Source organism: Pseudomonas fulva (assembly GCF_023517795.1).
In the GTDB taxonomy this organism is placed as follows: domain Bacteria; phylum Pseudomonadota; class Gammaproteobacteria; order Pseudomonadales; family Pseudomonadaceae; genus Aquipseudomonas; species Aquipseudomonas fulva_D.
This window is the reverse complement of record NZ_CP082928.1, coordinates 2,643,780-2,665,586: the sequence shown is the minus strand read 5'-3', so window position 1 is coordinate 2,665,586 and position 21,807 is coordinate 2,643,780. Positions and strand designations below refer to the sequence as shown.

Here is a 21,807-nt window from a genome sequence, read left to right as displayed (position 1 = left end):
TCCCACTGGCCGAAAGTCACTGCGGGCCATGGCAGGCAGCGACGGCAACGCACCACGAGTCGATCCTTGAACGTGCAGCCGAGTCCGGACACTAGCATGATTCTGGGCGTAGTCCGACCTCTCATTTCGTCTCAGGTTATGCCCGCTTCAATCGCCCTTCAAGGGCGATTGAAGCGGCGCCGGCCCGGCCGACGCGCACGGACCTGGGTCAGCCCTGAAGCGGCGTACCCTGGGCCTGGGCGACGCTGGATACGGGCGCCACGCTCACGGCCTGACCACTCAGGCGGCGGTCGAGCAGCCCCAGGCCTTCCTGAAACAAACGGTTACTGCGTTCCACTTCGCCCAGTTGCGCCAGCAGGCGCGCCAGTTCGGCACAGGTCTCGGGGTGCCGCTCGAGCGTCAGGCTGGCCTCGAAGTAATCACGGGCCTTGCCCCACAGCTGGTTATGCAGGCTCAGCCGACCCAGGGTGAGCAGCAAGCCGGCATCATCGGGATGCTGTTTGAGCCAGCCTTCGGCAGCCTGCAGTTGCCTGGCCGAATCACGGCCACGCAGCAATCCGTATAGGCGTGCCAGGCGGCTGTCGTACTCGCGGTTCAAGGCCTTGTTGAGCAGCTCCTCGGCACCCGGCTCGGCGCCGAGGGCACGCAGGCGATCGGCGTACACCGCCAGCAATTCGGGATCGCCACGCAAGCTGGGCGACAGGCGTTCCCAGGCCTGGGCCAATGACGGCAGCGCGCCGTCGCCCGCCTCGTTGAAATCCAGGCCGAGCAGGTATTCACGCCAGGCGCGGCGCTCCAGCGCCATCAGCTCGGCAGGCGCCATGGCCTTTTCCTTGCGCAATACCGGCAGCAGCTTGAGCACGGCCTGCCAGTCGCCCCGCGTCGTGTAGAGCTGCTGCAGCTGGCGCAGCACCTGCGGGTTGTGCGGATGGCGCTCGTGCATCACCTGCAGGGTTTCCTGGGCATTGTCGACGTCACCACGCGCCAGTTGCAGCTCGGCGTGGGTCAGGGCGATCGCCAGCTCGGCGTTGGGCTGGCGCTGCAGTGCCTCCTCGAGCAGGGCGTCGCTTTGTTCGTAGTGCTCGAGGTTGTGGGCGGCCCGGGCAGCGCCCAGGTAGTGGATCAGAGGTCGCGGCTCGTTGCGCGCGATGCGGCTCAGGTGCGTCTGCGCCTTGCTCCAGCGGCCTTCGATCAACTCCTGAAAACCGTGCTCGGACGCGCTGCGCACCCGGCGCTCGCGGTGCAGTCGCGACCAGGGGTTGATCAGCCCGACCGACACCAGCACTGCTCGAAGCAAAACCCGCAGCAGCCACAGCGCCAGGACGACCGCGACGATCAGCAGCACGAAGGCCCACAGGGTCGATTCGTAGCGGAACCCCTTGTAGGCGAACAGCACGTAGCCCTGATGTTCGGAGATGGCCAGGCCCAGCAGCGCCAGCCCGCCGATCACCAACACGCTGAGCAACAGCAGGTACACGCGCTTCATGGGCGCTCCTCCCCGCCATCCTCGCCGGGGGCATCCTTGAGGCGCTCACGCGCCGACTGCTTGTGCTCGATATAAGCCTGCACGGCGTTGAGCGATTCGCTGAGTTCGGGCGCCTTGACCTCGATGGGCTGGTCGACCAGCTCGCCAACGCGGGCGCGCAGGGCGCGGCTGTCCGGGTTGTCACGGTTGAAGTTGGCGTCCAGCACCTCGGCGGCCTGCTGCAGGGCCTGCCGATAGACCTGGGTCTGGCCATGCAGCGCAGCCCACTGGGCCTGCTCGAGCGCCAGGCTCAGGGCCAGACGGACCTGCGTCAGGCTCTGCCCGGCCAGCAGCGGGCGCACGTTCTGATCGGCATTGAAATCGAGGCGGAAATACTGCGAGAGCTTGTGCAGACCCTGGCCCCACCAGGTGCCGGGCTCGCTTTCGGCCGCCAGTTCGCCGAGCACGCCACCGTCAGCGACGAATTTGGGATTCAGCGAGTTGAGTTGCGACGCCTGCTCGCGCAGTGCGCCGAGCTGCAGGAACAGCCCGGTGCGATCAGGGTTGGCGGTGGCGCGCAAGGCCTCCAGGCTCTTGGCCAGTTGCTCGCGGGCAGCGAAGGCCGCCGGGTCATCCTGGTCGCGGAGGATCTCGTCGGCCGCCTGGACCAGCGCCGTGGCGCTGTTGATGTCCTGCAACGCCGACAGGCGCAGGCTGGCCAGGCGCAGCAGGTGCTCGGCCTCGGCCAGGCGCCAGTCCTGGCGGCTGGCACCCAGCACGGTCTCCAGGCGGCGATTGAGCAATTGCTGGTCACCCTGCAGCTGCGCCACCAGTTGGCGACGCTCCTCGAGCTCCTCGACACTGGGCAACTGCTCGAAGCGGCCACTGAGGCCCTCGGTGCGCTGCGCCAATGCCTGGGTCTGGCTGCGGGCCTGCTCGAGCTGGCCGGCCTGTTGCCGTGCCTCGCCTTGCAGGCTGTGCAATTGCCAGGCACTCCAGCCGCCGACGCCGACACCGATGGCACCGACCAACAGGGCCGCGGCGGCCATCGCCGAGCCGCGCGCCGCCGGCTTGGCCTCGGCAGCGGCTGGGGACGATTCGGGGGCGGTCTGCACAGGCTGATCCTGCTCGTTGGGGGGAGTCGCTTCGCTCACGTATCCATCCTTTGCTTCAAGAGTCGGGCGAAGCCTGCGCACGCAAGGCCGCCAACAACGCCGCGGTGTCGGCACCGCGGCAATCCACAACATCAACCGCACCGAGCGCACGCGCCATTTCGGCAACGCGCGGGCTGGGCACGAACAAGGGTAGCTGCGCCAGCGTGGGCCAGTCATCCGCCGCCAGTTGCCTCAGATGCATCAGGCCCTGCCCACTGCTGACCACCAGGGCATTCAAGCGTTCCACCTGTATCAGCTGCTGCAGGGTACCGGCGGGGTAGGCTGGCAGCACACGGCGGTAGACCGGCAGATAGTCCACCTCGACGCCTTGCGCCTGCAAGCGCTCGGCCAGCAGGGTGCGGCCATCCTCGCCGCGGATGATCAGCACCCGGGGAAACATCGCCTCCTCGAGCGCCGCCTGCAACTCGGGCAGGTCCAGCAGGGCTTCGCTGTCGTCGCCGTGTTTGGGCCAGAACACCGTCAGGCCATAGTCGACAAGGATCTGCCCGGTGCCGGCACCGACGCTGAACCAGGGCTGATCGGCAAGCGGCTGCGGCCAGTAGCGATCCAGCAGCTCGAGCCCGAAGCGGGCGGCCGGCTTGCTCACCACGATCACCGCCGTGTAGCGGTGCAGGTCGCAGATGGTGGCGCTTTGCTGGGGCGTTTCCGGCAGTGGCTCGATGCCCAGCAGGGGCAGGCAGGCGCCATGGATGCCTTCGCCGGCGAGCGATCGGGCCAGCGCCTGGCACTCCTGCTCGGGGCGCGTCAGCAGCAGGCGCCAGGGGCTCACTCGGCAGCCGCCTCGCCGTAGATGGCGTTGAGGATCTCGCCGGCGCCCTGGGCCAGCAGCGCTTCGGCGACCTCGATGCCAAGGCGCTCGGCATCTTCGGCCGAGCCGCGCTGTTCGGCGCGCAGCAGGCGGCTGCCATCGGGCTCACCGACCAGGCCGCGCAGCCACAGTTGCTCGCCTTCGAGAATCGCATAGCAGGCGATGGGCACCTGACAGCCGCCGTTGAGGCGCTTGTTCATGGCGCGCTCGGCGGTCACGCGCAAGGCCGTCTCGGTGTGGTTGAGCGGCGCCAGCAGTTGCTGCAACTCGCTGTCGGCAACCCGGCATTCGATGCCCACCGCGCCCTGCCCGCCCGCCGGCAGGCTGTGCTCGACGGTGATGGAGGCGCGGATGCGCTCCTCGAAACCCAGGCGAATCAGACCCGCGGCAGCGAGGATGATGGCGTCGTACTCACCGGCATCCAGCTTGGCCAGGCGGGTGTTGACGTTGCCACGCAGGAAATGGATGTTCAGGTCCGGGCGTCGGGCCAGCAGCTGGGCCTGGCGACGCAGGCTGGAGGTGCCGACCACGCTGCCGGCGGGCAACGCGTCGAGGCTTTCGTAGGTATTGGAGACGAAGGCGTCACGTGGGTCTTCACGCTCACAGATGCAGAACAGGCCGAGACCTGCGGGAAAATCCATCGGCACGTCCTTCATCGAATGCACGGCGATGTCGGCCTGGTCTTCCAGCAGGGCGGTTTCCAGCTCCTTGACGAACAAACCCTTGCCGCCGATCTTGGCCAAGGGTGCATCGAGCAGCTTGTCGCCCTTGCTGACCATTGGCACCAGGCTCACCTGCAGACCCGGGTGGGCCGCCTCGAGACGGGCCTTGACGTGTTCGGCCTGCCACAGGGCCAGGGCACTCTTGCGGGTGGCGATGCGAATTTCGCGGGGCATTTGCACGTTCCAGAAAACCAGTTGCCGCGGATGATAACAGGCTCACGGGGCGCCGGCCCGAACCCGGCTGCGACCCTTCGCCCTACTGCCCGCGACGCCGCTGCTAGATCTGGCTCATCAATTTGCGTACACCCGCGACATGGCGACGGCTGACCACCAGCGCATCACCATTGAGGCCCTTGAGGTAAAGCTGGAAGTGGCCCAACGGGGTGCGCTGCAGGCGCTCGATGCGCTCGCGCGCCACCAGGGCGTTGCGGTGGATGCGCACGAAGCGATCACCGAATTCGTCTTCGAGGGCCTTGAGCGGCTCGTCGAGCAGCACCTCGCCTCCCTCATGGCGCAAGGTGACGTATTTGTGATCGGCGATGAAATAGATGACGTCATCCAGGGGGATCAGCTCGATGCCCTTGCGAGTCCGCGCGCTGATATGGCTGCGCGGGCCAACGCCACTTTCCGCTGCCGGGCGGGTCAGCGCCGCCAGTTGTACGCGATTGAGGCGCTCGGCTTTCTTCAGCGCATCCTCGAGGTGCTCGGGGCGCACGGGCTTGACCAGATAGCCCACCGCGCTGACCTGGAACGCCTCCACCGCGAATTCATCATGGGCCGTGCAGAAGATCACCGCGGGCGGTGCCTCGCGTTCGCAAAGCTTGGCAGCGGCCTGCAGACCATCGAGGCCCGGCATGCGGATGTCGAGCAGCACGACATCGGGCTTGAGGCTCTCGACGAGCGCCAGCGCCTCCTCGCCATTGCTCGCAGAGGGCTCGACCACACGATAGCCGTCCAGCGCGGCCACCATTCGGCTCAGGCGCTCGCGGGCAAGGGGTTCGTCATCAACGATCAAGACATTCATAATGATCTGGCTTCCTGCATGGGTCTTGCACATGGGTAGCGTAGACGGGTGTAGTGAAGGCCATCGCGGCGCTCCACACTGAGATTGGCCTGCGAACCGAAAAGTGCCGCAAGCCGCGCATCGATATTGGCCAGCGCCTGGTGCGTGCCGCGCGAAGCCATGGGCGCGCCGCCCTCCTCATAGGGATTGCTGACGCTGAGATGGAAGATTCCATCGTTGTATGTGGCTGATATCTGCACCAGTCCCCCTTCGATACGTGGCTGGATACCGTAGATCAGAGCGTTCTCCAGCAACGGCTGCAGGGTCAGCTGGGGAATCGGCAGGTCAGCGGGTACATCGTCGACGTCCCACTGCAACTGTAGCCGTTCGCCAAGCCGGTATTGCTCGATCGACAGGTACCGCCGTGCCAGTTCCAGTTCCTCGTTCCAACTGACGAGGCTACCGGGCTTGGCCAGGCTTGCCCGGAACAGGTCGGAGAGATCCAGCACCGCCTGTTCCGCCCTGGCAGAATCTGTGACAACCAGGCTCGCGATGCTGTTCAAACTGTTGAACAGGAAGTGCGGGCGGATGCGCGCCTGCAGCGATTCGATGCGTGCGCGCAGCTCGGCCTGCTCCTGACGCCGCCACTGGCTCTGCAGATAGAAATAACGCAGCAGCAGCGCCGACATGATCAGGCTGATCAGCGCATGGCGCAGGTACAGGTTGACCTCACCCTCATGGGGCAGCGGGCCGCCCAGGTCGTAGTAGTCGGCCACTGCCGTACAGCCCAGCGTCAGCCCCACCACCAGGGCGCAGCAGGCCGCCCCCGCCCACATCGCCGGCAGCCGCGCGAGCAGCGGCCTGAGGCGGCACAGCAGTGCCGAGGACAACAACACGATCCACTGCACGAACAACGAGGTCAGCGCCAGGCGCACCCAGTCGAAACCGGGCAGCATCGGCTCGGCGAGCACCAGCACCAGCACCAGCAACTCGGCGAGCAGCACGGTGCTGAGCAGCGCTTCGGGCTGGCACAGTTCGGGCACGAAGAAATCGTTCGGCGCCTGGGGGGTCGAGGTCTTGCGTTTATCGTTCATCGCTGCAGTTTCGGCGGGCGCTGCGCGACGGGCAAGAGAGGCCACCGCAGGCGAGCGAAATAAGCCACGCAAACCCATGGCGAAGGGATCAAACTGTGACCCAGGCGACACTCGTACCGGCCGCTGCGCCGGGTTCAGGGTCTGTTATCATCGGCACACTTTTCCGCCACGACGGGCCGCCTCGATCCGTCCGAATACGCCTACAGCCGAGTCATATTCATGAGCCAAGAGAAAACCAACCAGTCCTGGGGCGGCCGCTTCAGCGAGCCCGTCGACGCCTTCGTCGCCCGCTTCACTGCCTCGGTGGAATTCGACAAGCGCCTTTATCGCCACGACATCATGGGCTCCATCGCCCACGCCAGCATGCTGGCCAAGGTCGGCGTGCTCAGCGATGCCGAGCGCGACGCGATCATCGATGGCCTCACGCAGATCCAGGGCGAGATCGAAGCCGGCCAGTTCGACTGGCGCGTCGACCTGGAAGACGTGCACATGAACATCGAGGCGCGCCTAACCGACCGCATCGGCGTGACCGGCAAGAAGCTGCACACCGGCCGCTCGCGCAACGACCAGGTGGCCACCGACATCCGCCTGTGGCTGCGCGACGAGATCGACCTGATCCTCGCCGAGATCACCCGCCTGCAGCAGGGTCTGCTGGACCAGGCCGAGCGTGAAGCGGACACCATCATGCCCGGCTTCACTCACCTGCAGACCGCCCAGCCGGTGACCTTCGGCCACCACCTGCTGGCCTGGTTCGAAATGCTCAGCCGCGACCACGAGCGCCTGGTCGACTGCCGCAAGCGCACCAACCGCATGCCCCTGGGCAGCGCCGCGCTGGCCGGCACCACCTACCCGATCCAGCGTGAGATCACCGCCGAGCTGCTGGGCTTCGACGCCGTGGGCGGCAATTCCCTGGACGGCGTGTCGGATCGCGACTTCGCCATCGAATTCTGCGCTGCCGCCTCCCTGGCGATGATGCACCTGTCGCGCTTCTCCGAAGAACTGGTGCTCTGGACCAGCGCCCAGTTCCAGTTCATCGACCTGCCGGATCGTTTCTGCACCGGCAGCTCGATCATGCCGCAGAAGAAGAACCCGGACGTACCCGAGTTGGTGCGCGGCAAGACCGGTCGCGTGTTCGGCGCCCTGACCGGCCTGCTGACCCTGATGAAAGGCCAGCCGCTGGCCTACAACAAGGACAACCAGGAAGACAAGGAACCGCTGTTCGACGCCGCCGATACGCTGCGTGATTCGCTGCGTGCCTTCGCCGACATGATCCCGGCCATCAAGCCCAAGCACGCCATCATGCGTGAGGCGGCGCTACGCGGTTTCTCCACCGCCACCGACCTGGCCGATTACCTGGTGCGCAAGGGCCTGCCGTTCCGCGACTGCCACGAGATCGTCGGCCATGCGGTGAAATATGGCGTGGACAGCGGCAAGGACCTGGCCGAGATGAGCCTGGACGAGCTGCGCCAGTTCAGCGACCAGATCGAGCAGGACGTGTTCGCCGTGCTGACCCTGGAAGGCTCGGTGAATGCCCGCAACCATATCGGCGGCACCGCACCGGCTCAGGTGCGTGCGGCGGTGGCGCGCGGCCGGGAGCTGCTGGCGAGCCGCTAAGCGCGCCTTGGCGAGAAACGGGAAAAGGAGTTCCCTTGCCTGAATTGTTGCTGCGCGGCCTGGCACTGCTCGCCGAGTGGGTACTGGAGGTCGTCGTCGGCTACATCCTGTACATCACCGGCTGGCTAGCCCTGCGCCTGCTGACACTGGGCCGCTACCCGGCCCTGCCACTGTGCGTGGACGATCCGATGGGCTCACGTACGTCCTGGGTCGCCGCATTCGGCTTCTTTTGCCTCGTGGGTTTGCCATTGGCCTGGCTGACCATCACCTATAGCTGAAACCTCAATGAGAGATCCCATGGCCCTCACCATTCGCCCCGCCGTACGCGAAGACGCCGCCCTGATCCTGCGCTTCATCACCGACCTGGCCATCTACGAGAAGGCCGAGCACGAGGTGAAGACCGATGTCGCCGGCATCGAAACCAGCCTGTTCGGCGAGGGCAGCACCGCCCACGGCCTGATCTGTGAACTGAACGGCGAGCCGATCGGCTACGCCGTGTATTTCTTCAACTACTCGACCTGGCTGGGCAAGCACGGCCTGTACCTGGAAGACCTCTACGTCACCCCGGAGCAACGCGGCGTCGGCGCGGGTAAAGCGCTGCTGCGCCACCTGGCCAAGCTGGCGGTGGCCCGTGGTTGCGGGCGCTTCGAATGGTCGGTGCTGGACTGGAACACGCCGGCCATCGAGTTCTACGACTCCATCGGTGCCAAGCCGCAGAACGAGTGGATCGGCTATCGCCTGACCGGCGAAGCCCTGACGAGCTTCGCCGCCGGCTGATCAGCCGCCGAAGCGCGCCTTCATGTGAGCCAGGAACGGTCCCATCAGCGCGTCCTTGTCCGCCGCGATGCGCTGCACGTTGGGGTTCTCGGCGAAGCGCTCGAGCAGTGCCCGGGCCTTGGGGAAATCGCCCAGCAGGTCGATGGCGAACAGCTTGTGGGCCACGGCCGCGGCCAGGTCGAGGCTGTACAGGAAATACAGGTCGGCCAGGCTCAGGCTGTCGCCCGCCACGTAGGGTGAGAACCTGGCGAGGCGCTTGAGCGCGTCGATACCGGCCAGCAGTTCTTCGCGGCTCTTGGCCTGGATCGCCGGGTCGACCGGCAGGCCAAAGAACGCCTGGGCGTAGCAGGCACGGGCGGGCAGCTCGATGTACAGCTCGATGTGCTTGGCCAACTCGCGCACCCGCGCCTGCTCGTAGGCATTCCTGGGCAGCAGCGACGGGCCCTGGTCCAGCGCCTCGAGGTATTCGAGGATGGCGGAGGTCTCGCTGATGTAACCGTGCTCGCATTGCAGCACCGGCACCTTGCCGCGCGGGCTGATCGCCAGGAAGGCCGCGTCACGGGAGGCGAAGACCTGCACTTCCTCGAACGGCAGGCCCTTTTCCAGGAGGGCGAGCTTGACCATGTTGTAGTAGTTGCTGACAGCGAAACCATGGAGCCTGAGCATGGATACGTTTCCTCTGGTAGGCAGACCGGGCTCGGTCAGGACAACACGCTAGCGGCATTCGCCAGGCCCCGCCAGTGGCATTTCGGACAACTGGCCGCCGCCCGTGACGGCTGCTACCCTGCGCCCCGCCCGGTATCTCGGCTTGCAGCTGACAGGCGCGAACGACCGGGCATTCGCCAACCCATGGACTGGAGATCCCCCCATGAAGAACCTGTTCTTCTTCGACGCGATGCTCACCCCGAAAATCATTACCTTCGTCTACTGGCTGATGCTGCTCAGCGTGGCGGTGAGCAGCCTGACGATGATGTTCGGCGCCTACGGCAGTTTCCTCGGCGGCCTGGGCACCCTGATCGGCGGCGTCATCGGCGCACGTATCGGCTGCGAGCTGATGATCGTGCTGTTCAAGATTCACGAGAACCTGCAGAAGATCGCCAACCGCCCCTGAGACGCAAGTACCCGCGCACCTGGGTGCGCGGGCGCTGCACTCACGCCAGCGCAGCGGCTCCTGCCAACGCCACCTGTCCGTCCTGCGTCGGGTGCATGCCCGACACCCCGATAGCACCGATGACCTTGCCGTCGTGCACCAGCGGCACGCCGCCTTCCAGCAGAATGGCGTTGTGCATCGACAGCAGCCGCAATGCTGCGCCGCCGGTGGCAAGGGTTTCTTCGAACCCCTTGGTGGAGCGCTTGAACTGCGCCGCGGTGCAGGCTTTCCTGATCGCCACCTCGACACTGCCCAGCGCCGCCTCGTCGAGCTTGTGCAGCAGCACCAGATTGCCGCCGCTGTCGGCCACGGCGATCACCATCGGCCAGCCATGGGCCAGCGCCTCCCGCTCGGCCGCCGCGGCGATATGGCGCGCCAGCTGCAACCCGATAGGTGCACCGTAGCTCAGCACGCCAGACGCGAACTGGGTAGGCGTACTCATGGCATTGCCTGGCCGCCGTTGACGTCGAGCACCTGGCCGGTGATGTAACCACTGCAGGCGTGCGAGGCGAGAAACAGGTACGACGGCGCCATCTCTTCCGGCGTGCCGAAACGGCCCATGGGAATGGTGGTGCTGACCGCAGCACGCGCCGCGTCGTCCTTGTCGGCATGAAAGGCGGTGTCGACGGTACCCGGGGAGACGATGTTGAAGCGGATATTGGCCGGGGTGAATTCACGCACCCAGTTACGCTGGATGTTGTGCAGCCAGGCCTTGGCCGCTGCATACAGGCTGGCGCCTGGGCCACCGCCACCATGTGCGGCGATCGAGCCGGTGGTGATCACCGCTGCACTCTGCCCGCTGGCCTTGGCCGAGGCGCGCAGATGAGGAATAGCCTCCCGGGTGACCATCAGCGCCGAGCGCAGGTTGACGTCGGTCATGGCGTCGAAGAAGGCATCGTCGATGCTCTCCAGGCCACGGCGCTCCAGGAGCGCACCGGCGTTGTTGATCAGCACGTCGATACCGCCGAAACGCTCGACGAAGGCAGCGACGGTGGCCACGCAGGCCTCGGTCTTGCCGAGATCGCCGGCGAAGAACGCCGCCTGGCCACCATCGGCCGACAGTTCCTTGAGCAGCGCATCGAGATTGGCCGGCGTGTTGCGCGCGGTAATGCCGACGTTGGCACCAAGCCTGGCGAAGGCACGGGCAGTTGCCAGGCCAATACCCAGGGTGGAGCCAGTGATCAGCACACGCTTGCCGCGCAGGTCATTGAAGGTCATTAGGAACATTCCTCTTTAGGGTGGGCAGGAGGTGGCACAGAGCTGCTGGCACGGCGCTTGAGCACACGCAGTAGCAGCGGCAGCATCCACAGCGACAGGGTGATGATGGCCAGCGCCAGGGAAACCGGGCGCTCGAAGAACACCATCAGGTCACCCTGGGCGCGCATCATCGAGGTGATGAAGGTTTCCTCGAGCATCGGCCCGAGGACGATGCCGAGAATCATCGGTGCCAGCGGAAAGCCGTTCTCTTCCATCACAAAGCCGACGATGCCGAAGGCGAGAATGGTGACGATGGCGAACAGGGTGTTTTCCACCGCGAAGGCGCCGACGATCGAGAACGCCAGAATCACCGGCATGAGGATGCTCTGGGGCACCTGCAGCACGCGCTTGAACAGCTTGATGGCGAGAAAGCCGAAAGGGATCAGCAGGATGTTGGCGAGCAAGAAGGCTAGAAACACCGCATTGATCATGTCGGCGTTCTCGGTAAAGATCGTCGGCCCCGGATTCAGCCCCTTCATGAACAGCACGCCGATGACGATGGCGGTCAGCGAATCACCGGGAATGCCGAACACCGTGGCGGGGATGAAGCTGCCACCCACTGCCGCATTGTTGGCGGCGGTAGCCGGAACGATCTTGGCCATGTTGACCTCGTCCGGCGTGGTGCGCCTGGCGGCGGCGCGCTTGGACATGGCGTAGGAAATGTACGCCGCCACATCGGCGCCCGCCCCCGGCAGGATGCCGACCAGCACACCGACGAACGAGCCCTGACCGACACCCGCCTTGTACTTGAAGATGTCGCGCAGCGCTTGCAGCAACATGGGCTTCTGCGCCACCAGCGCGGCCTGCCGGGAGTTACCGGCACGGCTGTTGCGGGTGCAGAAACGCAGAATTTCCGCCACGGCAAACAGGCCGATGATCACCGGGATGAAGCCCAGACCGCCGAGCAGGTCGGCATTGCCAAACGTGAAGCGCGCCTCGCCCGACACCGGATCCAGCCCCACGCTGGCCACCAGCAAACCGAGCAGCAGCGAAATGGCGCCCTTGACTGGCGAGCTGTCGGCGACCGCGATGGCGGCGGTCAGGCCCATGCAGGCCAGCCAGAAATACTCGAACGAACTGAAGTTGAGGGCGAACTCGGCCAAGAATGGCGCGAACAGAATCAGCGCCAGTACGCCGATGCTGCCGCCGATGGCTGAGCTGACCGCGCTCATGCTCAGCGCGTATTCACCCAGGCCGCGTTGCGCCAGGCCATAGCACGGTTCGGTGTAGGCCGCCGAAGCGGGCGTACCGGGCATGCGCATGTACACCGCGGGCAGGTCACCGGCAAAGATCGCCATCGCGGCCATGGTGACGATTGCGGAGATGGCCGGCACCGGGTCCATGAAGAACGTCACTGGCACCATCAGCGCGACCGCCATGGTCGCGGTGAGGCCGGGAATGGCGCCGACGAACAGCCCGTAGAGGGCTGCGATCACCATCACGGCCAATACTTCGAAGGTCATCACCATGCCGAAAGCGTTGATTATCGTGTCCACACTCAACCCCCCAGGTAATCGGTGAGAAAGCCCATGGGCAGTTGCACGCTCATCACCTGCTGGAAGAACAGGTAGAGGAACAGGGTGACCCATACCGCCGTCATCCAGGACAACAACGGCCGGCCGCTGAAGCGCTGGCCCAACACGCCGACCAGCACCACGCAGCAAAGCAGGAAGCCGACGCGTTCGATGGTGGCGATGAACACCACCACCAGCAGCGGCACCAGCAGGATATTGATCAGCCGCTCGTGATCGCGCAGCCAGGGGCCGGCCTGCACCAGCCAGAAACCGCCGTCCTGCCGAACCAGCGCCAGACGCACGCCCCTGATCAGCAGAATCACCCCGCAAACCGCCAGCAGGCTGCCGATGATCGACGGAAAGAAGCCGGCACCGTATTGGAAGAACGGCGAAGTTTTCATCTGCTGGCCGTGCAGCAGAACACCCAGCCCGAGCAGGGTGAAGAGCACCCCGAGGGCGATGTCGCTGAATTTCATGGTGTGCGCTCCTGGCGAGCAGCCGGGTGCCGCACCCGCCGGACAGGCAGGCGTGGCACCGCAACGATTTACGGGTTGAGCTTGCTGATCAGTGCCTGGACGTCACGGGTGTGCTGCTCCAGGTACTCTCCGAAGGCCTCGGCGTTGCGCCATTGCGGACGGAAGCCGCGGCCTTCCATTTCCTTGCGCCACTCGGGGTCGTTGTAGATCTTCTCCAGGGTCGCTTCGAGCTTGACCTTGATGTCATCCGGCAGGCCGGCGGGCGCCACCAGCGCACGGAACGAGCCCAGCTCCAGATCCAGACCGGTTTGCTCCTTGAGGGTCGGCACGTCCGGGTAGGCGGCCTGACGCTCGGAACCGAATACCGCCAGGCTGCGAACCTTGTTCGAGCGCAGCAGCGCATCGGCCTCGGGCAGCGAGCACGGCACGAAGTCGACACCACCGGCAGCCAGGTCCTGCATCGCCGCAGCGGCGCCCTGGCCGGGAATCATGCGCACCTTCTGCAGGTCGACCTGCCAGGCATCCAGCAGGCCGGCCACGGCCATCGGCCAGGAACCGCCGCAACCACCGGCACAGGCGATGGTGTATTTGCCAGGGTCGGCCTTCAGCGCATCGAGCGCCTGCCGCAGGCTGGTGAAGGGCGAGTCGGTATTGACCTGGAAACCGGCGAGGTCGAAATTGTACTGGCCAATGGGCGTGAAGTCGCTGGCCTTGAAGTCGGCCTGGCCCATTTCCTTGTAGTGCGCGTAGTTGAACAGGATGCCCAGGGTGTAGCCATCAGCCTTCGCGCTGATGATCCGCTGGATGCCGACCACGCCGCCGCCCTGCCCCAGGTTGATGACGTTGAACTGCTGCCCCAGCTCCTGCTTGAGGTACTTGGACAGGATGCGCGCGGTGCCGTCCGAGCCACCGCCCGCACCAGCCGGGACGATGATGCTGACGGGACGGCTCGGCCATTCGGCGGCCATTGCCGGCATGGCCAGGCCCAGGGCGAGGCTCAGTGCGGCCAGCTTGCAGCCGGTGCGGCTCAGTAGCTTGCCAAGCAAGGACGTGCGAGGTGCGTGGTTAACGAGCATAACGAGCTCTCCTTTTATTATTGTCGAGTACGGCTGTCATGGTGGTCGGGTGCAGCGAATCTCAGTGTTGCGTGGCCCTCCAGGCGGCCACGAAGGCCTTGCCGTTCTCGCCCACTTCGGCAGCACTCATGCCCGGTTTGTACAGTGCCGAACCGAGACCAAAGCCGCTGGCGCCCGCGGCGACATAGGCCGCCATTGCGTCAGGGGTGATGCCCCCCACCGGCAGCAGGGCGATATCCCGCGAGAACACCGCGCGCCACGCCTTGACGATCGACGGGTTGAATTGCTCGGCGGGAAACAATTTGAGCACCTGGGCGCCGGCATCCAGCGCCGCAAACCCCTCACTCGGCGTCGCCACGCCCGGCGAGCTGAACAGCCCGGCACGACGCGTGGCACGAATCACCTCGGGGTTGCAGTTGGGCGACACGATCAGCCGCCCACCGGCTTGCGCCACCTCTTCGACCTGCTCGGTCCTCAGCACGGTGCCGGCGCCGATCAGCGCGCTGTCGCCCAACTCGGCCGCCAGCAGGCTGATGCTCTGCAACGGCTGGGGCGAGTTCAGCGGAATCTCGATAAGCCGAAAGCCGGCGTCATAAAGCGCCAGGCCGACCGGCACGATCTCCTGGGGCGTGACGCCACGCAGAATGGCGATCAGTGGCAATTGCTGCAGATAGCTATCAGACATGCGGGGCACTCCTCGGAACGGGGATGGGCGTTGCGGTGATCAACCTGGCCGCGCAGGCCAGGTGCCAGAGACCAGCGACACCGGCATGCTCCAGTGTCCGTACGGACGCCACGCCAAAGCGCGCCAGGGCCAGGCGATAGCGGTCGCACAGGTGGGCGTCGCCAATCAGCACCAGTGGCGGGCAGGCGGCACCTTCAAGGCTGGCAAGCACGCTGCGCAGCTCCTCGCCGATCAGCAAGCCAGACAGATAATCCAGGCTTTCGCCGGCCGTCAGGCGCTCGGTAAGCAACAGGCTGCGGGTACTGAACAAACGGCCGGACACCCCCTCGGCAGCGCTGCTACGGGCCACGTCGAGGCCGCGCTGAAAGGCCTCATCACTGCGTTCACTGCCCGCCTCGCGGGCCGGGCGGCCGAGAATCGAATGATCGCGCAGGACCGCGAACAGCTCGCCGGTCATATAGGTGGTGAAGTGGCTGATCGCCCCCTCGCGCACCGTGACCCATTTGCTGTGGGTACCGGGCAGCACCAGCAGCGCGCTCTCGCACAGTTCGGGGGCCAGTTGCAGGGCGCCGAACACCTGGGTTTCCTCGCCGCGAATCACGTTGGGCAAGGCGCTGGCATCGAGCACCCCCGGCAGCAGATGCAGCGTGCCGCCGGGCGTATCCAGGGCCAGCAGCCCGTCGACCAGGTCGTTCACCGTCGCCGGGCAGCGTGCATACGGCACTTCGCGCCAGCCCTGGCGGCTGCCGATCATGCCGCACGCCAGCGCCGGCAACCCCGGCCATTGACGGTACCAGTCTCCGACCAACTCTGCATAAGCGCGGGCGAAGTCGCCATCTGGCGTGTGCTGCACGCCCCATGGCCGACTCTGCATGGCCAGCACCCGACCGCCGTCGCCGAGCAGGTAGGCACGTAGCGATGAGGTTCCCCAGTCGAGGGCGATCAGCGTCGGCGTGGGGCGTTCGGTCATGAGGCGCTCCAGCCCAGTTCTCGGGAAATGGCCACGGCGCAGGCGATCACCTCTGGGCGCAGCTCCTGCAGGCGTGTCTCCGGCATGTAGGGGATGGCGCTGGCGACGCTCAGTGCAGCGACGATCTGCCCGCTGGCGTCACGCACCGGGGCGGCGACACAACGCACGCCCAGCTCGTTCTCTTCCAGGTCGAAGCTGAAACCGCCGTCGGCATAGCCGTTCATCAGCGCGCGAAAATCGTCCCAGGGGGTGAATTCCTCGCGCAGGCCCGACTGCCCGGCTCGGCGTTGCAGGCCCTGCTGGTAGAGCGCCTGCCACTGGGCCTCGGGCAGGTCGAGCATCAGTGACTTACCGATGCCGGTCAGCGCCAGCGGCATGCGCAGGCCGATTCGCGAGCGCATTTCCAGGCCACGGCTACTGGGCAGCTTCTCGATGTAGAGCACATCGCCGTCCTCCCGCACGCCCAGGTGCACGGTGTCCTGAGTCAGGCGTGCCAGCGCTTCCAGATGCGGCCGCGCGACATTGGCCAGCGGCATCTGCGCACGCGCCTTGTAGCCGAGCTCGATGAGCCTGGGGCCCAGCTGATAACCACCCGCGCTGCCGCCGATGGCGCGCAGATAACCGGCCTGCACCAGTGCGGCGATCAGCCGATGGGTGGTGCTGCGCGTGCAGCCAATGGCCGCGCCGATATCCACCAGGCTGCTGGCACCCTGGGCAACGGCGTCGATAACGGCCAGGCCGCGGAACAGCGCCTGGGCACCGGTGGGTGCCTGATTGGTGTTTTTGTCGGACATGGGGTCTCTCCTGGCAATGGACTCTAATCGGCTTCCTGGCAATTCTCAACATGCGAAACAAGCTCCCATATTGTAGGAGTAATTTTTGCCATGGCCATTTTCCAGGCGCAGCTGTCACACTGCGATCTATTCAGCCACCACGGAGCCGCGCCCCATGAGCACCGCCGACGAGCACGACGACGACACCTTTACCGAGAACACCCTGGTGCAGGCCATCGAGAATCAGCTGGAATCCGGCGAGCCGGCCTTCGCGCAGGCGGTGCTGAACAAACTGACCTTGGTCGGCCACGAGCGTGAGGAAAGCGTGCAGATGATGGCCATGGTGCTGGCCCACGAAGTGGATGCCATGCTGCGCGAAGACCGCCCCTTCGATGCCGAGAACTACGAGCGACTGCTGCGCGCCCTGCCGACCCTGCCCGACGAAGCCTGAGCACCGCCACGGCCAACCGCCTCCTTTACCACCCGGGGCGCTGCTAGCGTTGCCCCAAGCCCCTGTGGACCAGCTCGGATGCGCCCTTCCACATTCCTCAGCCCGTGCCTGCTCCTGCTGCTCGCCCTCAGCGCCATGGCGCAGGCCGAGCACGTGCTGCGCATTGGTGCCGAGGACGACTGGTACCCCTATACCGCCTACCGCGACGGCAGGATTCAGGGCATGTCGGTGGATATCGTCGAGGCGGCCTTCGCCGCCAGTGAAACGCCCGTGGAACTGGTGCCCTACCCCTATTCTCGCTGCATGCAGATGACCCGGGAGGGCTCGCTGGCGGCCTGTTTCAATACTGCGCCGGATGCGCGCATCGACGCCGATTACCTGATCCCCGACGAGCCGCTGTTCAGCGACGATATCCTGCTCTGGGCACGCCGCGATGCGGTGCCGCTCGAGGGCACGCCGCAGGACTTGGCCGGGCGCAGGGTGGCCGTAACCATCGGCTACGAATACGGCGCGCGCCTGGACAACGCGAACCAGGTGATCCGCGTCCCGGTGCGCCGCGACCTCAGTGGCTTTCTCATGCTGCAGCACGGCCGCGTGGACTTCGTGGCCGCCTATCGCGGCACCGCCCAGGCACTGTTCAGGGAGAATCCGCAACTGGCCGGGCAGTTCGTGGCCCTGGAGACGCTCGACAGCCCCACGCTCTATCTGAGCTTCTCGCGCAGCAACCCCGATGCGGTGGCGCTGCTGCAGCGCTTCGAGCAAGGCATGCGCGCCCTGCGCCAGGATGGCCGCTACCAGAAGATTCTCGACCGCTGGCAGCACGCCCCGGCGAACTGCCGCCGCCTTGACTACACTCTGCCTGCGGGGCAAACCCGCGACTCACGGCCCGTGCCGTGCACCACAACAACAGGCAGGAGTCACCATGGTCTTTAATGCCGATCTGGTCGCCGAACTGGAAATTCTTTTGCTGTTCAACCTCGACAATGGTCAGGAGGGTCTGAAAATCCACCACGATGCCGCCTCGTCGGCCGTCGCCGCTGCCGGGCGCCTGCATGACAAGGGCCTGATCACCCTCCCTGATGGCGGCTACCTGACCCGCCTGGGCCACGAAGCCGCCGAGCATGCGCAAAGCCTGAAAACCATCCTCACCACTGCCCAGGCACGCTGACGCCTGATGCTGCCTGCCGCCCGATGCGGCAGGCCCTTCCCGGCGGTCATTGCGAGCAGGCACGCCGCGCCTGTAGGCTTGCTCATCACCCGGCAGAGCCCGAGCATGACGCGCCACCTTCCCCTGCGCCCCGACATCGATGACGGCATCGACCGCAAGGTGCTGACCCAGCTGCGTGCGCGCTTCATGCGCATCAACCACGGTCGTCAGCAGCGCGCCATGCAGGCCCTGTCGCCCCGCCAGCAACGCGTGCTGACGTTGCTGCCACTGCTGTTCCACGTCAATCATCCGCTGCTGCCCGGCTATGTATCGGCGCAGACGCCGGCCGGGCTGGCCCACTTCGAACCTTCGCCCGAGCTCCTGGCCGAAGCCCAGCGCCTGACCCGCTCGTTCGCCTACAAGCCGGCTCGCGCCCAAGCGCCGACGCCCATCCATGGCCTGTTTCTGATGGGCAGCCTGGGCACCGTGGCCCAGGCCGAGCAGAGCGACATGGACCTGTGGGTCTGCCACGCCAGCGATCTCGACGAGGGCAGCCGCGAAGCCCTGCGCCGCAAATGCGACCTGCTGCAGAGCTGGGCGGCCGGCCAGGGCGCCGAGGCGCACTTCTTCCTGATCGACCCCGAGCGCTTTCGCAGCGGCGCCCGCGAAGCGCAGCTGACCTCGGACGACTGCGGCACCACCCAGCATTTCCTGCTCCTCGACGAGTTCTACCGCACGGCGATCTGGCTAGGCGGGCGCATGCCGCTGTGGTGGCTGGTGCCGGCCGGCGACGAGCATCGCTACGCCCAGGTGACCGAGACCCTGCTGAGCAAGCGCTTCGTCCGCGCCGAAGACGTGCTCGATTTCGGCCACCTGGCCCAGGTGCCGGCTGGTGAGTTTCTCGGTGCCGGCATGTGGCAGCTGTTCAAGGGAATCGAATCGCCCTACAAGTCGGCGCTCAAGTTGCTGCTCACCGAGGTCTATGCCAGCGAGCATCCCCAGGTACGTTGCCTGTCGCTGCGTTTCAAGCAGGCGGTCTACAACGGCCTGCTCGACCTCGACGAACTGGATCCCTATGTGCTGATCTACCGCCGTCTGGAGGAATACCTGCAGGCGCGTGGCGAAACCGAGCGCCTGGAGCTGGTCAGGCGCTGCCTGTACCTGAAGGTCAACAAGAAGATCAGCAAACCGCCGCGCCACCGCGAAAAGAGCTGGCAACGCCTGCTGCTCGAGCGGCTGACGGGGGAGTGGGGCTGGGGCGAGCGCCAGTTGATCCTGCTCGACAGCCGCAGCCAGTGGAAGGTCCGCCAGGTCGTCGCCGAGCGCCAGGCACTGGTCAACGAACTCAACTACAGCTACCGCTTCCTGTCGCTGTTCGCCCGCCATCGCGCCGATGGCGTGGCGGCCGATAGCCGCGACCTGGCCGTGCTGGGCCGCCGCCTGTATGCCGCCTTCGAACGTCGCGCCGGCAAGGTGGAATTCATCAACCCGGGCATCGCCCCGGACCTGGGCGAAGATACCCTGACCCTGGTGCATAACCCGACGCCCAAGGGCGAGCGCTGGGCGCTGTACAACGGCAGCCTGGGCGCTCAGGAATGGCAGGATTTCGCGCCCCTGCGCCAGGCCCGCAGCCTGATCGAGCTGCTCGCCTGGAGTCACCGCAACGGCGTGATCGACAGCGGCACCCACCTGTCACTGCATCCGGGCGACAGCGACCTCACCGAGTTCGAACTCAGCCAGTTGCTCGGCTGCCTGGCCCAGAACCTGCCCATGCCGTTGCCAGCCGCGACCGAGGCCGCCCTGGCGCGACCGCGTCGGCCGGCCGAGGAGCTGTTGCTGATCAACGTCGGCCGCGACCCGCTCAGGCAGCACAGCCAGATGAATGTGCACATGACCAGTGAGCGCACCGACCCCCTGGGCTACTCGGGCGTGCGCGACAACCTGGTGCTGACCCTCGACCGGATCACCCTCAACAGCTGGAACGAGCTGCTGGTCGAACGTTACGAGGGTTCCACCGCCCTGCTCGACTGCCTGAGCGACGTACTCAATGCCCTGCCCGCCGGCGATGAGCGTGCCAACCTGCGGGTGCTCTGCTATTGCCGCAACCGTGCCGCGACCATCGTCGAGAGGGTCGAGGGCCTGCTCGGCGAGTTGATCGACTGCCTCGACAGCGGCGAGCGGCCGCGCTACCTGCTGCAGATCGCTCGCCGCTATCACTTGCTCGACCTGTCACCCGGCAACGTCCGGCACAGCACGCTGGAGGATCGGCCGGCGCTGCTCGAGCACCTGGCCCAGGACCGCGCCGAGTACAGCGCGCTGCGCCTGGACCGCAACGCGCTGACAGGCGACGACCTGGCGCTGATCCTCGAGGCCGGGCGCCCTGGGTGCATCCAGGTGTTCTACCGCCTGCACGAAGCGGACGGTCTGGCCCAGATCAGCGTGCTGGACGAATGCGGCGCGCTGTGGCGCAGCCAGGCGCCGTTCCATAACGAAACCAGCCTGCTGACGCCGCTGCACCGCTTCCTGCAATCGCTGCTGTATCGACGCGACGCCGCCCAGGCCCTGGAAGGGCCGCCACAGCCCTTGGAAATTCTCTACCACCAACTGCTGCCCGCCGCCCCGCTGCGCGCGCAACGCCTGGAACCCAGGCCGGCGCCGCAGAGCGAAGTCAGCCTGCCGTTCTATGACGTGCAGGCCATCGTCGAGCCGGGCACCGGCCCGCGCGCCTACATCAGCCTGTTCTGCAATCATCGGGAATTTTCCGAGCTCGAACACGGCGAGCAACTGTTCGCCACCGTGGCCCGGCATATCCTCGCCCAGCGCAGCGAGGAGCAGCCTTACCCCTGCTACATCACCGACCTGGACCTTTCCGCGTTGCTCGGCGACAGGCAACCCTCGGCAGTGCATTACCTGCGCTACAAGGCCAGCCTCGAAGAGGCACTGAACGGTGCGCTGGCCGCGCCCAGACCTTATTGATAACAATTCTCACGATAAGCTAACATGCTCGCTCGCTGTGGCACGCCCGCTGTGCACGGCTTGCGGCAGTGCCAATCGTGTCCCCAGCAACCAATCCCAAACTCGACCTGTACCTCCTCCACCGCCTCGCCCTGGTGGACTACGCCGCCTCGCTGCTCAGTTGCCGCGCCCAGGCCGAAGACGTGGTGCAGGAAGCCTGGCTGCGCTTCAGCAGCCGCGACAGCGTCGACGCGGTGATCGAGCAGCCAGTGGGCTATCTCTACCGAATCGTCCGCAACCTGGCATTCGACCTGAGCCGCCGGGACGCGACCGAGCGCCGCCAACCCGATGGCGACGAGCTGCTCGAAACCCTCTCCGACGACAAGCCGGGGCCCGAGCAACAGGCCAGCACCAGCGCCGAGCTGCGCCTCGTCAACGCGGCCCTGGCTGAACTGCCGCCTCGCGTGCAGCGCGCCTTCGCCATGCACCGCCTGGAAGGCCATACCCTGCAGCAGATCGCCGTCACCCTGAATATTTCCGTCGGCCTGGCGCACCAACTGGTGCACCAGGCGCTGTGTCATTGCGCCGATCGCCTGGAGCAGGCCAATGGCTGAGCTGAAAATCCGCGGCGCTGAGCCGTCCTTTGCTCGCAGGGGCGCGTGTGTGCGACCCTTGCCCACCTTTAAGGACGATCC

At 66.1% G+C, this 21,807-nt stretch carries 24 protein-coding genes; 9 read left to right on the top strand and 15 right to left on the bottom strand.

The window, feature by feature from the left end:
• Nucleotides 1-208: 208 nt before the first annotated feature.
• From K8U54_RS12010 to K8U54_RS11985, 6 genes are all read right to left on the bottom strand, one after another.
• Complete coding sequence (locus tag K8U54_RS12010) at nt 209-1,486, bottom strand: heme biosynthesis HemY N-terminal domain-containing protein (RefSeq protein ID WP_249910314.1); 1,278 nt, start codon at nt 1,484-1,486, stop codon at nt 209-211.
• Complete coding sequence (locus tag K8U54_RS12005) at nt 1,483-2,619, bottom strand: uroporphyrinogen-III C-methyltransferase (protein ID WP_249910313.1); 1,137 nt, start codon at nt 2,617-2,619, stop codon at nt 1,483-1,485. Before K8U54_RS12005 ends, K8U54_RS12010 begins: the two co-directional genes overlap by 4 nt.
• Nucleotides 2,620-2,635: 16 nt before the next feature.
• Complete coding sequence (locus tag K8U54_RS12000) at nt 2,636-3,409, bottom strand: uroporphyrinogen-III synthase (protein WP_249910312.1); 774 nt, start codon at nt 3,407-3,409, stop codon at nt 2,636-2,638.
• Complete coding sequence (hemC, locus tag K8U54_RS11995; RefSeq protein WP_249910311.1) at nt 3,406-4,344, bottom strand: hydroxymethylbilane synthase; 939 nt, start codon at nt 4,342-4,344, stop codon at nt 3,406-3,408. The genes K8U54_RS12000 and hemC overlap by 4 nt, the downstream gene beginning before the upstream one ends.
• 103 nt (nt 4,345-4,447) lie before the next feature.
• Nucleotides 4,448-5,194, bottom strand: coding sequence for a LytR/AlgR family response regulator transcription factor (locus tag K8U54_RS11990; RefSeq protein WP_249910310.1), 747 nt, complete (start codon nt 5,192-5,194; stop codon nt 4,448-4,450).
• Nucleotides 5,191-6,267 carry a sensor histidine kinase gene (locus K8U54_RS11985; protein WP_249910309.1) on the bottom strand — a complete coding sequence of 359 codons (1,077 nt, stop codon included), beginning with the start codon at nt 6,265-6,267 and terminating at the stop codon, nt 5,191-5,193. Before K8U54_RS11985 ends, K8U54_RS11990 begins: the two co-directional genes overlap by 4 nt.
• 219 nt (nt 6,268-6,486) lie before the next feature.
• Between K8U54_RS11985 and argH the strand changes: the two genes are divergently transcribed.
• The 3 genes from argH to K8U54_RS11970 are packed head-to-tail and all read left to right on the top strand — an operon-like array spanning nt 6,487 to nt 8,658.
• A complete protein-coding gene (argH, locus tag K8U54_RS11980) occupies nt 6,487-7,881 on the top strand; it encodes an argininosuccinate lyase (protein WP_249910308.1) in 1,395 nt (464 codons plus the stop codon).
• 35 nt (nt 7,882-7,916) lie between these two features.
• On the top strand, nt 7,917-8,159 hold the full coding sequence (locus K8U54_RS11975; protein WP_249910307.1) for a hypothetical protein: 243 nt from the start codon (nt 7,917-7,919) through the stop codon (nt 8,157-8,159).
• A gap of 19 nt (nt 8,160-8,178) precedes the next feature.
• Nucleotides 8,179-8,658, top strand: a complete 480-nt coding sequence (locus K8U54_RS11970) for a GNAT family N-acetyltransferase (RefSeq protein WP_249910306.1) — start codon at nt 8,179-8,181, stop codon at nt 8,656-8,658.
• Here the strand turns inward: K8U54_RS11970 and K8U54_RS11965 are convergent, their stop codons facing one another.
• Nucleotides 8,659-9,324 (bottom strand): glutathione S-transferase family protein, encoded by a 666-nt coding sequence (locus tag K8U54_RS11965; protein ID WP_249910305.1) that lies wholly within the window; start codon nt 9,322-9,324, stop codon nt 8,659-8,661.
• Nucleotides 9,325-9,526: 202 nt separating this feature from the next.
• Here K8U54_RS11965 and K8U54_RS11960 point away from each other — a divergent pair, with 202 nt between their 5' ends.
• Complete coding sequence (locus K8U54_RS11960) at nt 9,527-9,769, top strand: DUF4282 domain-containing protein (RefSeq protein ID WP_075960223.1); 243 nt, start codon at nt 9,527-9,529, stop codon at nt 9,767-9,769.
• 40 nt (nt 9,770-9,809) lie between these two features.
• On the opposite strand, the gene K8U54_RS11955 is transcribed toward K8U54_RS11960, so the two are convergent.
• The 8 genes from K8U54_RS11955 to K8U54_RS11920 all read right to left on the bottom strand — a co-directional run bounded on the left by K8U54_RS11955 (nt 9,810) and on the right by K8U54_RS11920 (nt 16,580).
• On the bottom strand, nt 9,810-10,250 hold the full coding sequence (locus K8U54_RS11955) for a GlcG/HbpS family heme-binding protein (RefSeq protein ID WP_249910304.1): 441 nt from the start codon (nt 10,248-10,250) through the stop codon (nt 9,810-9,812).
• The gene (locus K8U54_RS11950; protein WP_249910303.1) at nt 10,247-11,026 is read right to left on the bottom strand and encodes an SDR family NAD(P)-dependent oxidoreductase; all 780 of its coding nucleotides are present in this window, start codon (nt 11,024-11,026) and stop codon (nt 10,247-10,249) included. The genes K8U54_RS11955 and K8U54_RS11950 overlap by 4 nt, the downstream gene beginning before the upstream one ends.
• The gene (locus K8U54_RS11945) at nt 11,026-12,561 is read right to left on the bottom strand and encodes a tripartite tricarboxylate transporter permease (RefSeq protein WP_249910302.1); all 1,536 of its coding nucleotides are present in this window, start codon (nt 12,559-12,561) and stop codon (nt 11,026-11,028) included. The genes K8U54_RS11950 and K8U54_RS11945 overlap by 1 nt, the downstream gene beginning before the upstream one ends.
• A gap of 2 nt (nt 12,562-12,563) precedes the next feature.
• Nucleotides 12,564-13,055: a tripartite tricarboxylate transporter TctB family protein gene (locus K8U54_RS11940; protein WP_249910301.1), complete on the bottom strand. Its 492-nt coding sequence runs from the start codon at nt 13,053-13,055 to the stop codon at nt 12,564-12,566.
• Nucleotides 13,056-13,123: 68 nt separating this feature from the next.
• A complete protein-coding gene (locus tag K8U54_RS11935) occupies nt 13,124-14,131 on the bottom strand; it encodes a Bug family tripartite tricarboxylate transporter substrate binding protein (RefSeq protein WP_249910300.1) in 1,008 nt (335 codons plus the stop codon).
• Between the two features lie 61 nt (nt 14,132-14,192).
• Nucleotides 14,193-14,816 carry a 2-dehydro-3-deoxy-6-phosphogalactonate aldolase gene (locus tag K8U54_RS11930; protein WP_249910299.1) on the bottom strand — a complete coding sequence of 208 codons (624 nt, stop codon included), beginning with the start codon at nt 14,814-14,816 and terminating at the stop codon, nt 14,193-14,195.
• The gene (locus tag K8U54_RS11925) at nt 14,809-15,786 is read right to left on the bottom strand and encodes a 2-dehydro-3-deoxygalactonokinase (protein ID WP_249910298.1); all 978 of its coding nucleotides are present in this window, start codon (nt 15,784-15,786) and stop codon (nt 14,809-14,811) included. The genes K8U54_RS11930 and K8U54_RS11925 overlap by 8 nt, the downstream gene beginning before the upstream one ends.
• On the bottom strand, nt 15,783-16,580 hold the full coding sequence (locus K8U54_RS11920) for an IclR family transcriptional regulator (protein ID WP_249910297.1): 798 nt from the start codon (nt 16,578-16,580) through the stop codon (nt 15,783-15,785). The genes K8U54_RS11925 and K8U54_RS11920 overlap by 4 nt, the downstream gene beginning before the upstream one ends.
• A gap of 154 nt (nt 16,581-16,734) precedes the next feature.
• On the opposite strand from K8U54_RS11920, the gene K8U54_RS11915 reads away from it, so the two are divergent.
• The 5 genes from K8U54_RS11915 (at nt 16,735) to K8U54_RS11895 (ending at nt 21,726) form a co-directional block, all read left to right on the top strand.
• Entirely contained in the window at nt 16,735-17,010 is a 276-nt protein-coding gene (locus K8U54_RS11915) for a hypothetical protein (RefSeq protein WP_249910296.1), read from the top strand.
• 78 nt (nt 17,011-17,088) lie between these two features.
• Nucleotides 17,089-17,943: a substrate-binding periplasmic protein gene (locus K8U54_RS11910; protein WP_249910295.1), complete on the top strand. Its 855-nt coding sequence runs from the start codon at nt 17,089-17,091 to the stop codon at nt 17,941-17,943.
• Complete coding sequence (locus K8U54_RS11905) at nt 17,933-18,178, top strand: TIGR02647 family protein (RefSeq protein WP_070885935.1); 246 nt, start codon at nt 17,933-17,935, stop codon at nt 18,176-18,178. The genes K8U54_RS11910 and K8U54_RS11905 overlap by 11 nt, the downstream gene beginning before the upstream one ends.
• 105 nt (nt 18,179-18,283) lie before the next feature.
• Nucleotides 18,284-21,133, top strand: a complete 2,850-nt coding sequence (locus K8U54_RS11900) for a class I adenylate cyclase (RefSeq protein ID WP_249910294.1) — start codon at nt 18,284-18,286, stop codon at nt 21,131-21,133.
• Nucleotides 21,134-21,210: 77 nt separating this feature from the next.
• Nucleotides 21,211-21,726 carry a sigma-70 family RNA polymerase sigma factor gene (locus tag K8U54_RS11895; protein WP_070886192.1) on the top strand — a complete coding sequence of 172 codons (516 nt, stop codon included), beginning with the start codon at nt 21,211-21,213 and terminating at the stop codon, nt 21,724-21,726.
• Nucleotides 21,727-21,807 lie beyond the last annotated feature (81 nt).

Coding starts and splice junctions, on each gene's coding strand:
- K8U54_RS12010 (WP_249910314.1), bottom strand. CDS start 1,486: ATGAAGCGCGTGTACCTGCTGTTGCTCAGCGTGTTGGTGATCGGCGGG.
- hemC (WP_249910311.1), bottom strand. CDS start 4,344: ATGCCCCGCGAAATTCGCATCGCCACCCGCAAGAGTGCCCTGGCCCTG.
- K8U54_RS11990 (WP_249910310.1), bottom strand. CDS start 5,194: ATGAATGTCTTGATCGTTGATGACGAACCCCTTGCCCGCGAGCGCCTG.
- K8U54_RS11985 (WP_249910309.1), bottom strand. CDS start 6,267: ATGAACGATAAACGCAAGACCTCGACCCCCCAGGCGCCGAACGATTTC.
- argH (WP_249910308.1), top strand. CDS start 6,487: ATGAGCCAAGAGAAAACCAACCAGTCCTGGGGCGGCCGCTTCAGCGAG.
- K8U54_RS11970 (WP_249910306.1), top strand. CDS start 8,179: ATGGCCCTCACCATTCGCCCCGCCGTACGCGAAGACGCCGCCCTGATC.
- K8U54_RS11965 (WP_249910305.1), bottom strand. CDS start 9,324: ATGCTCAGGCTCCATGGTTTCGCTGTCAGCAACTACTACAACATGGTC.
- K8U54_RS11960 (WP_075960223.1), top strand. CDS start 9,527: ATGAAGAACCTGTTCTTCTTCGACGCGATGCTCACCCCGAAAATCATT.
- K8U54_RS11955 (WP_249910304.1), bottom strand. CDS start 10,250: ATGAGTACGCCTACCCAGTTCGCGTCTGGCGTGCTGAGCTACGGTGCA.
- K8U54_RS11950 (WP_249910303.1), bottom strand. CDS start 11,026: ATGACCTTCAATGACCTGCGCGGCAAGCGTGTGCTGATCACTGGCTCC.
- K8U54_RS11940 (WP_249910301.1), bottom strand. CDS start 13,055: ATGAAATTCAGCGACATCGCCCTCGGGGTGCTCTTCACCCTGCTCGGG.
- K8U54_RS11935 (WP_249910300.1), bottom strand. CDS start 14,131: ATGCTCGTTAACCACGCACCTCGCACGTCCTTGCTTGGCAAGCTACTG.
- K8U54_RS11930 (WP_249910299.1), bottom strand. CDS start 14,816: ATGTCTGATAGCTATCTGCAGCAATTGCCACTGATCGCCATTCTGCGT.
- K8U54_RS11925 (WP_249910298.1), bottom strand. CDS start 15,786: ATGACCGAACGCCCCACGCCGACGCTGATCGCCCTCGACTGGGGAACC.
- K8U54_RS11920 (WP_249910297.1), bottom strand. CDS start 16,580: ATGTCCGACAAAAACACCAATCAGGCACCCACCGGTGCCCAGGCGCTG.
- K8U54_RS11915 (WP_249910296.1), top strand. CDS start 16,735: ATGAGCACCGCCGACGAGCACGACGACGACACCTTTACCGAGAACACC.
- K8U54_RS11910 (WP_249910295.1), top strand. CDS start 17,089: ATGCGCCCTTCCACATTCCTCAGCCCGTGCCTGCTCCTGCTGCTCGCC.
- K8U54_RS11905 (WP_070885935.1), top strand. CDS start 17,933: ATGGTCTTTAATGCCGATCTGGTCGCCGAACTGGAAATTCTTTTGCTG.
- K8U54_RS11900 (WP_249910294.1), top strand. CDS start 18,284: ATGACGCGCCACCTTCCCCTGCGCCCCGACATCGATGACGGCATCGAC.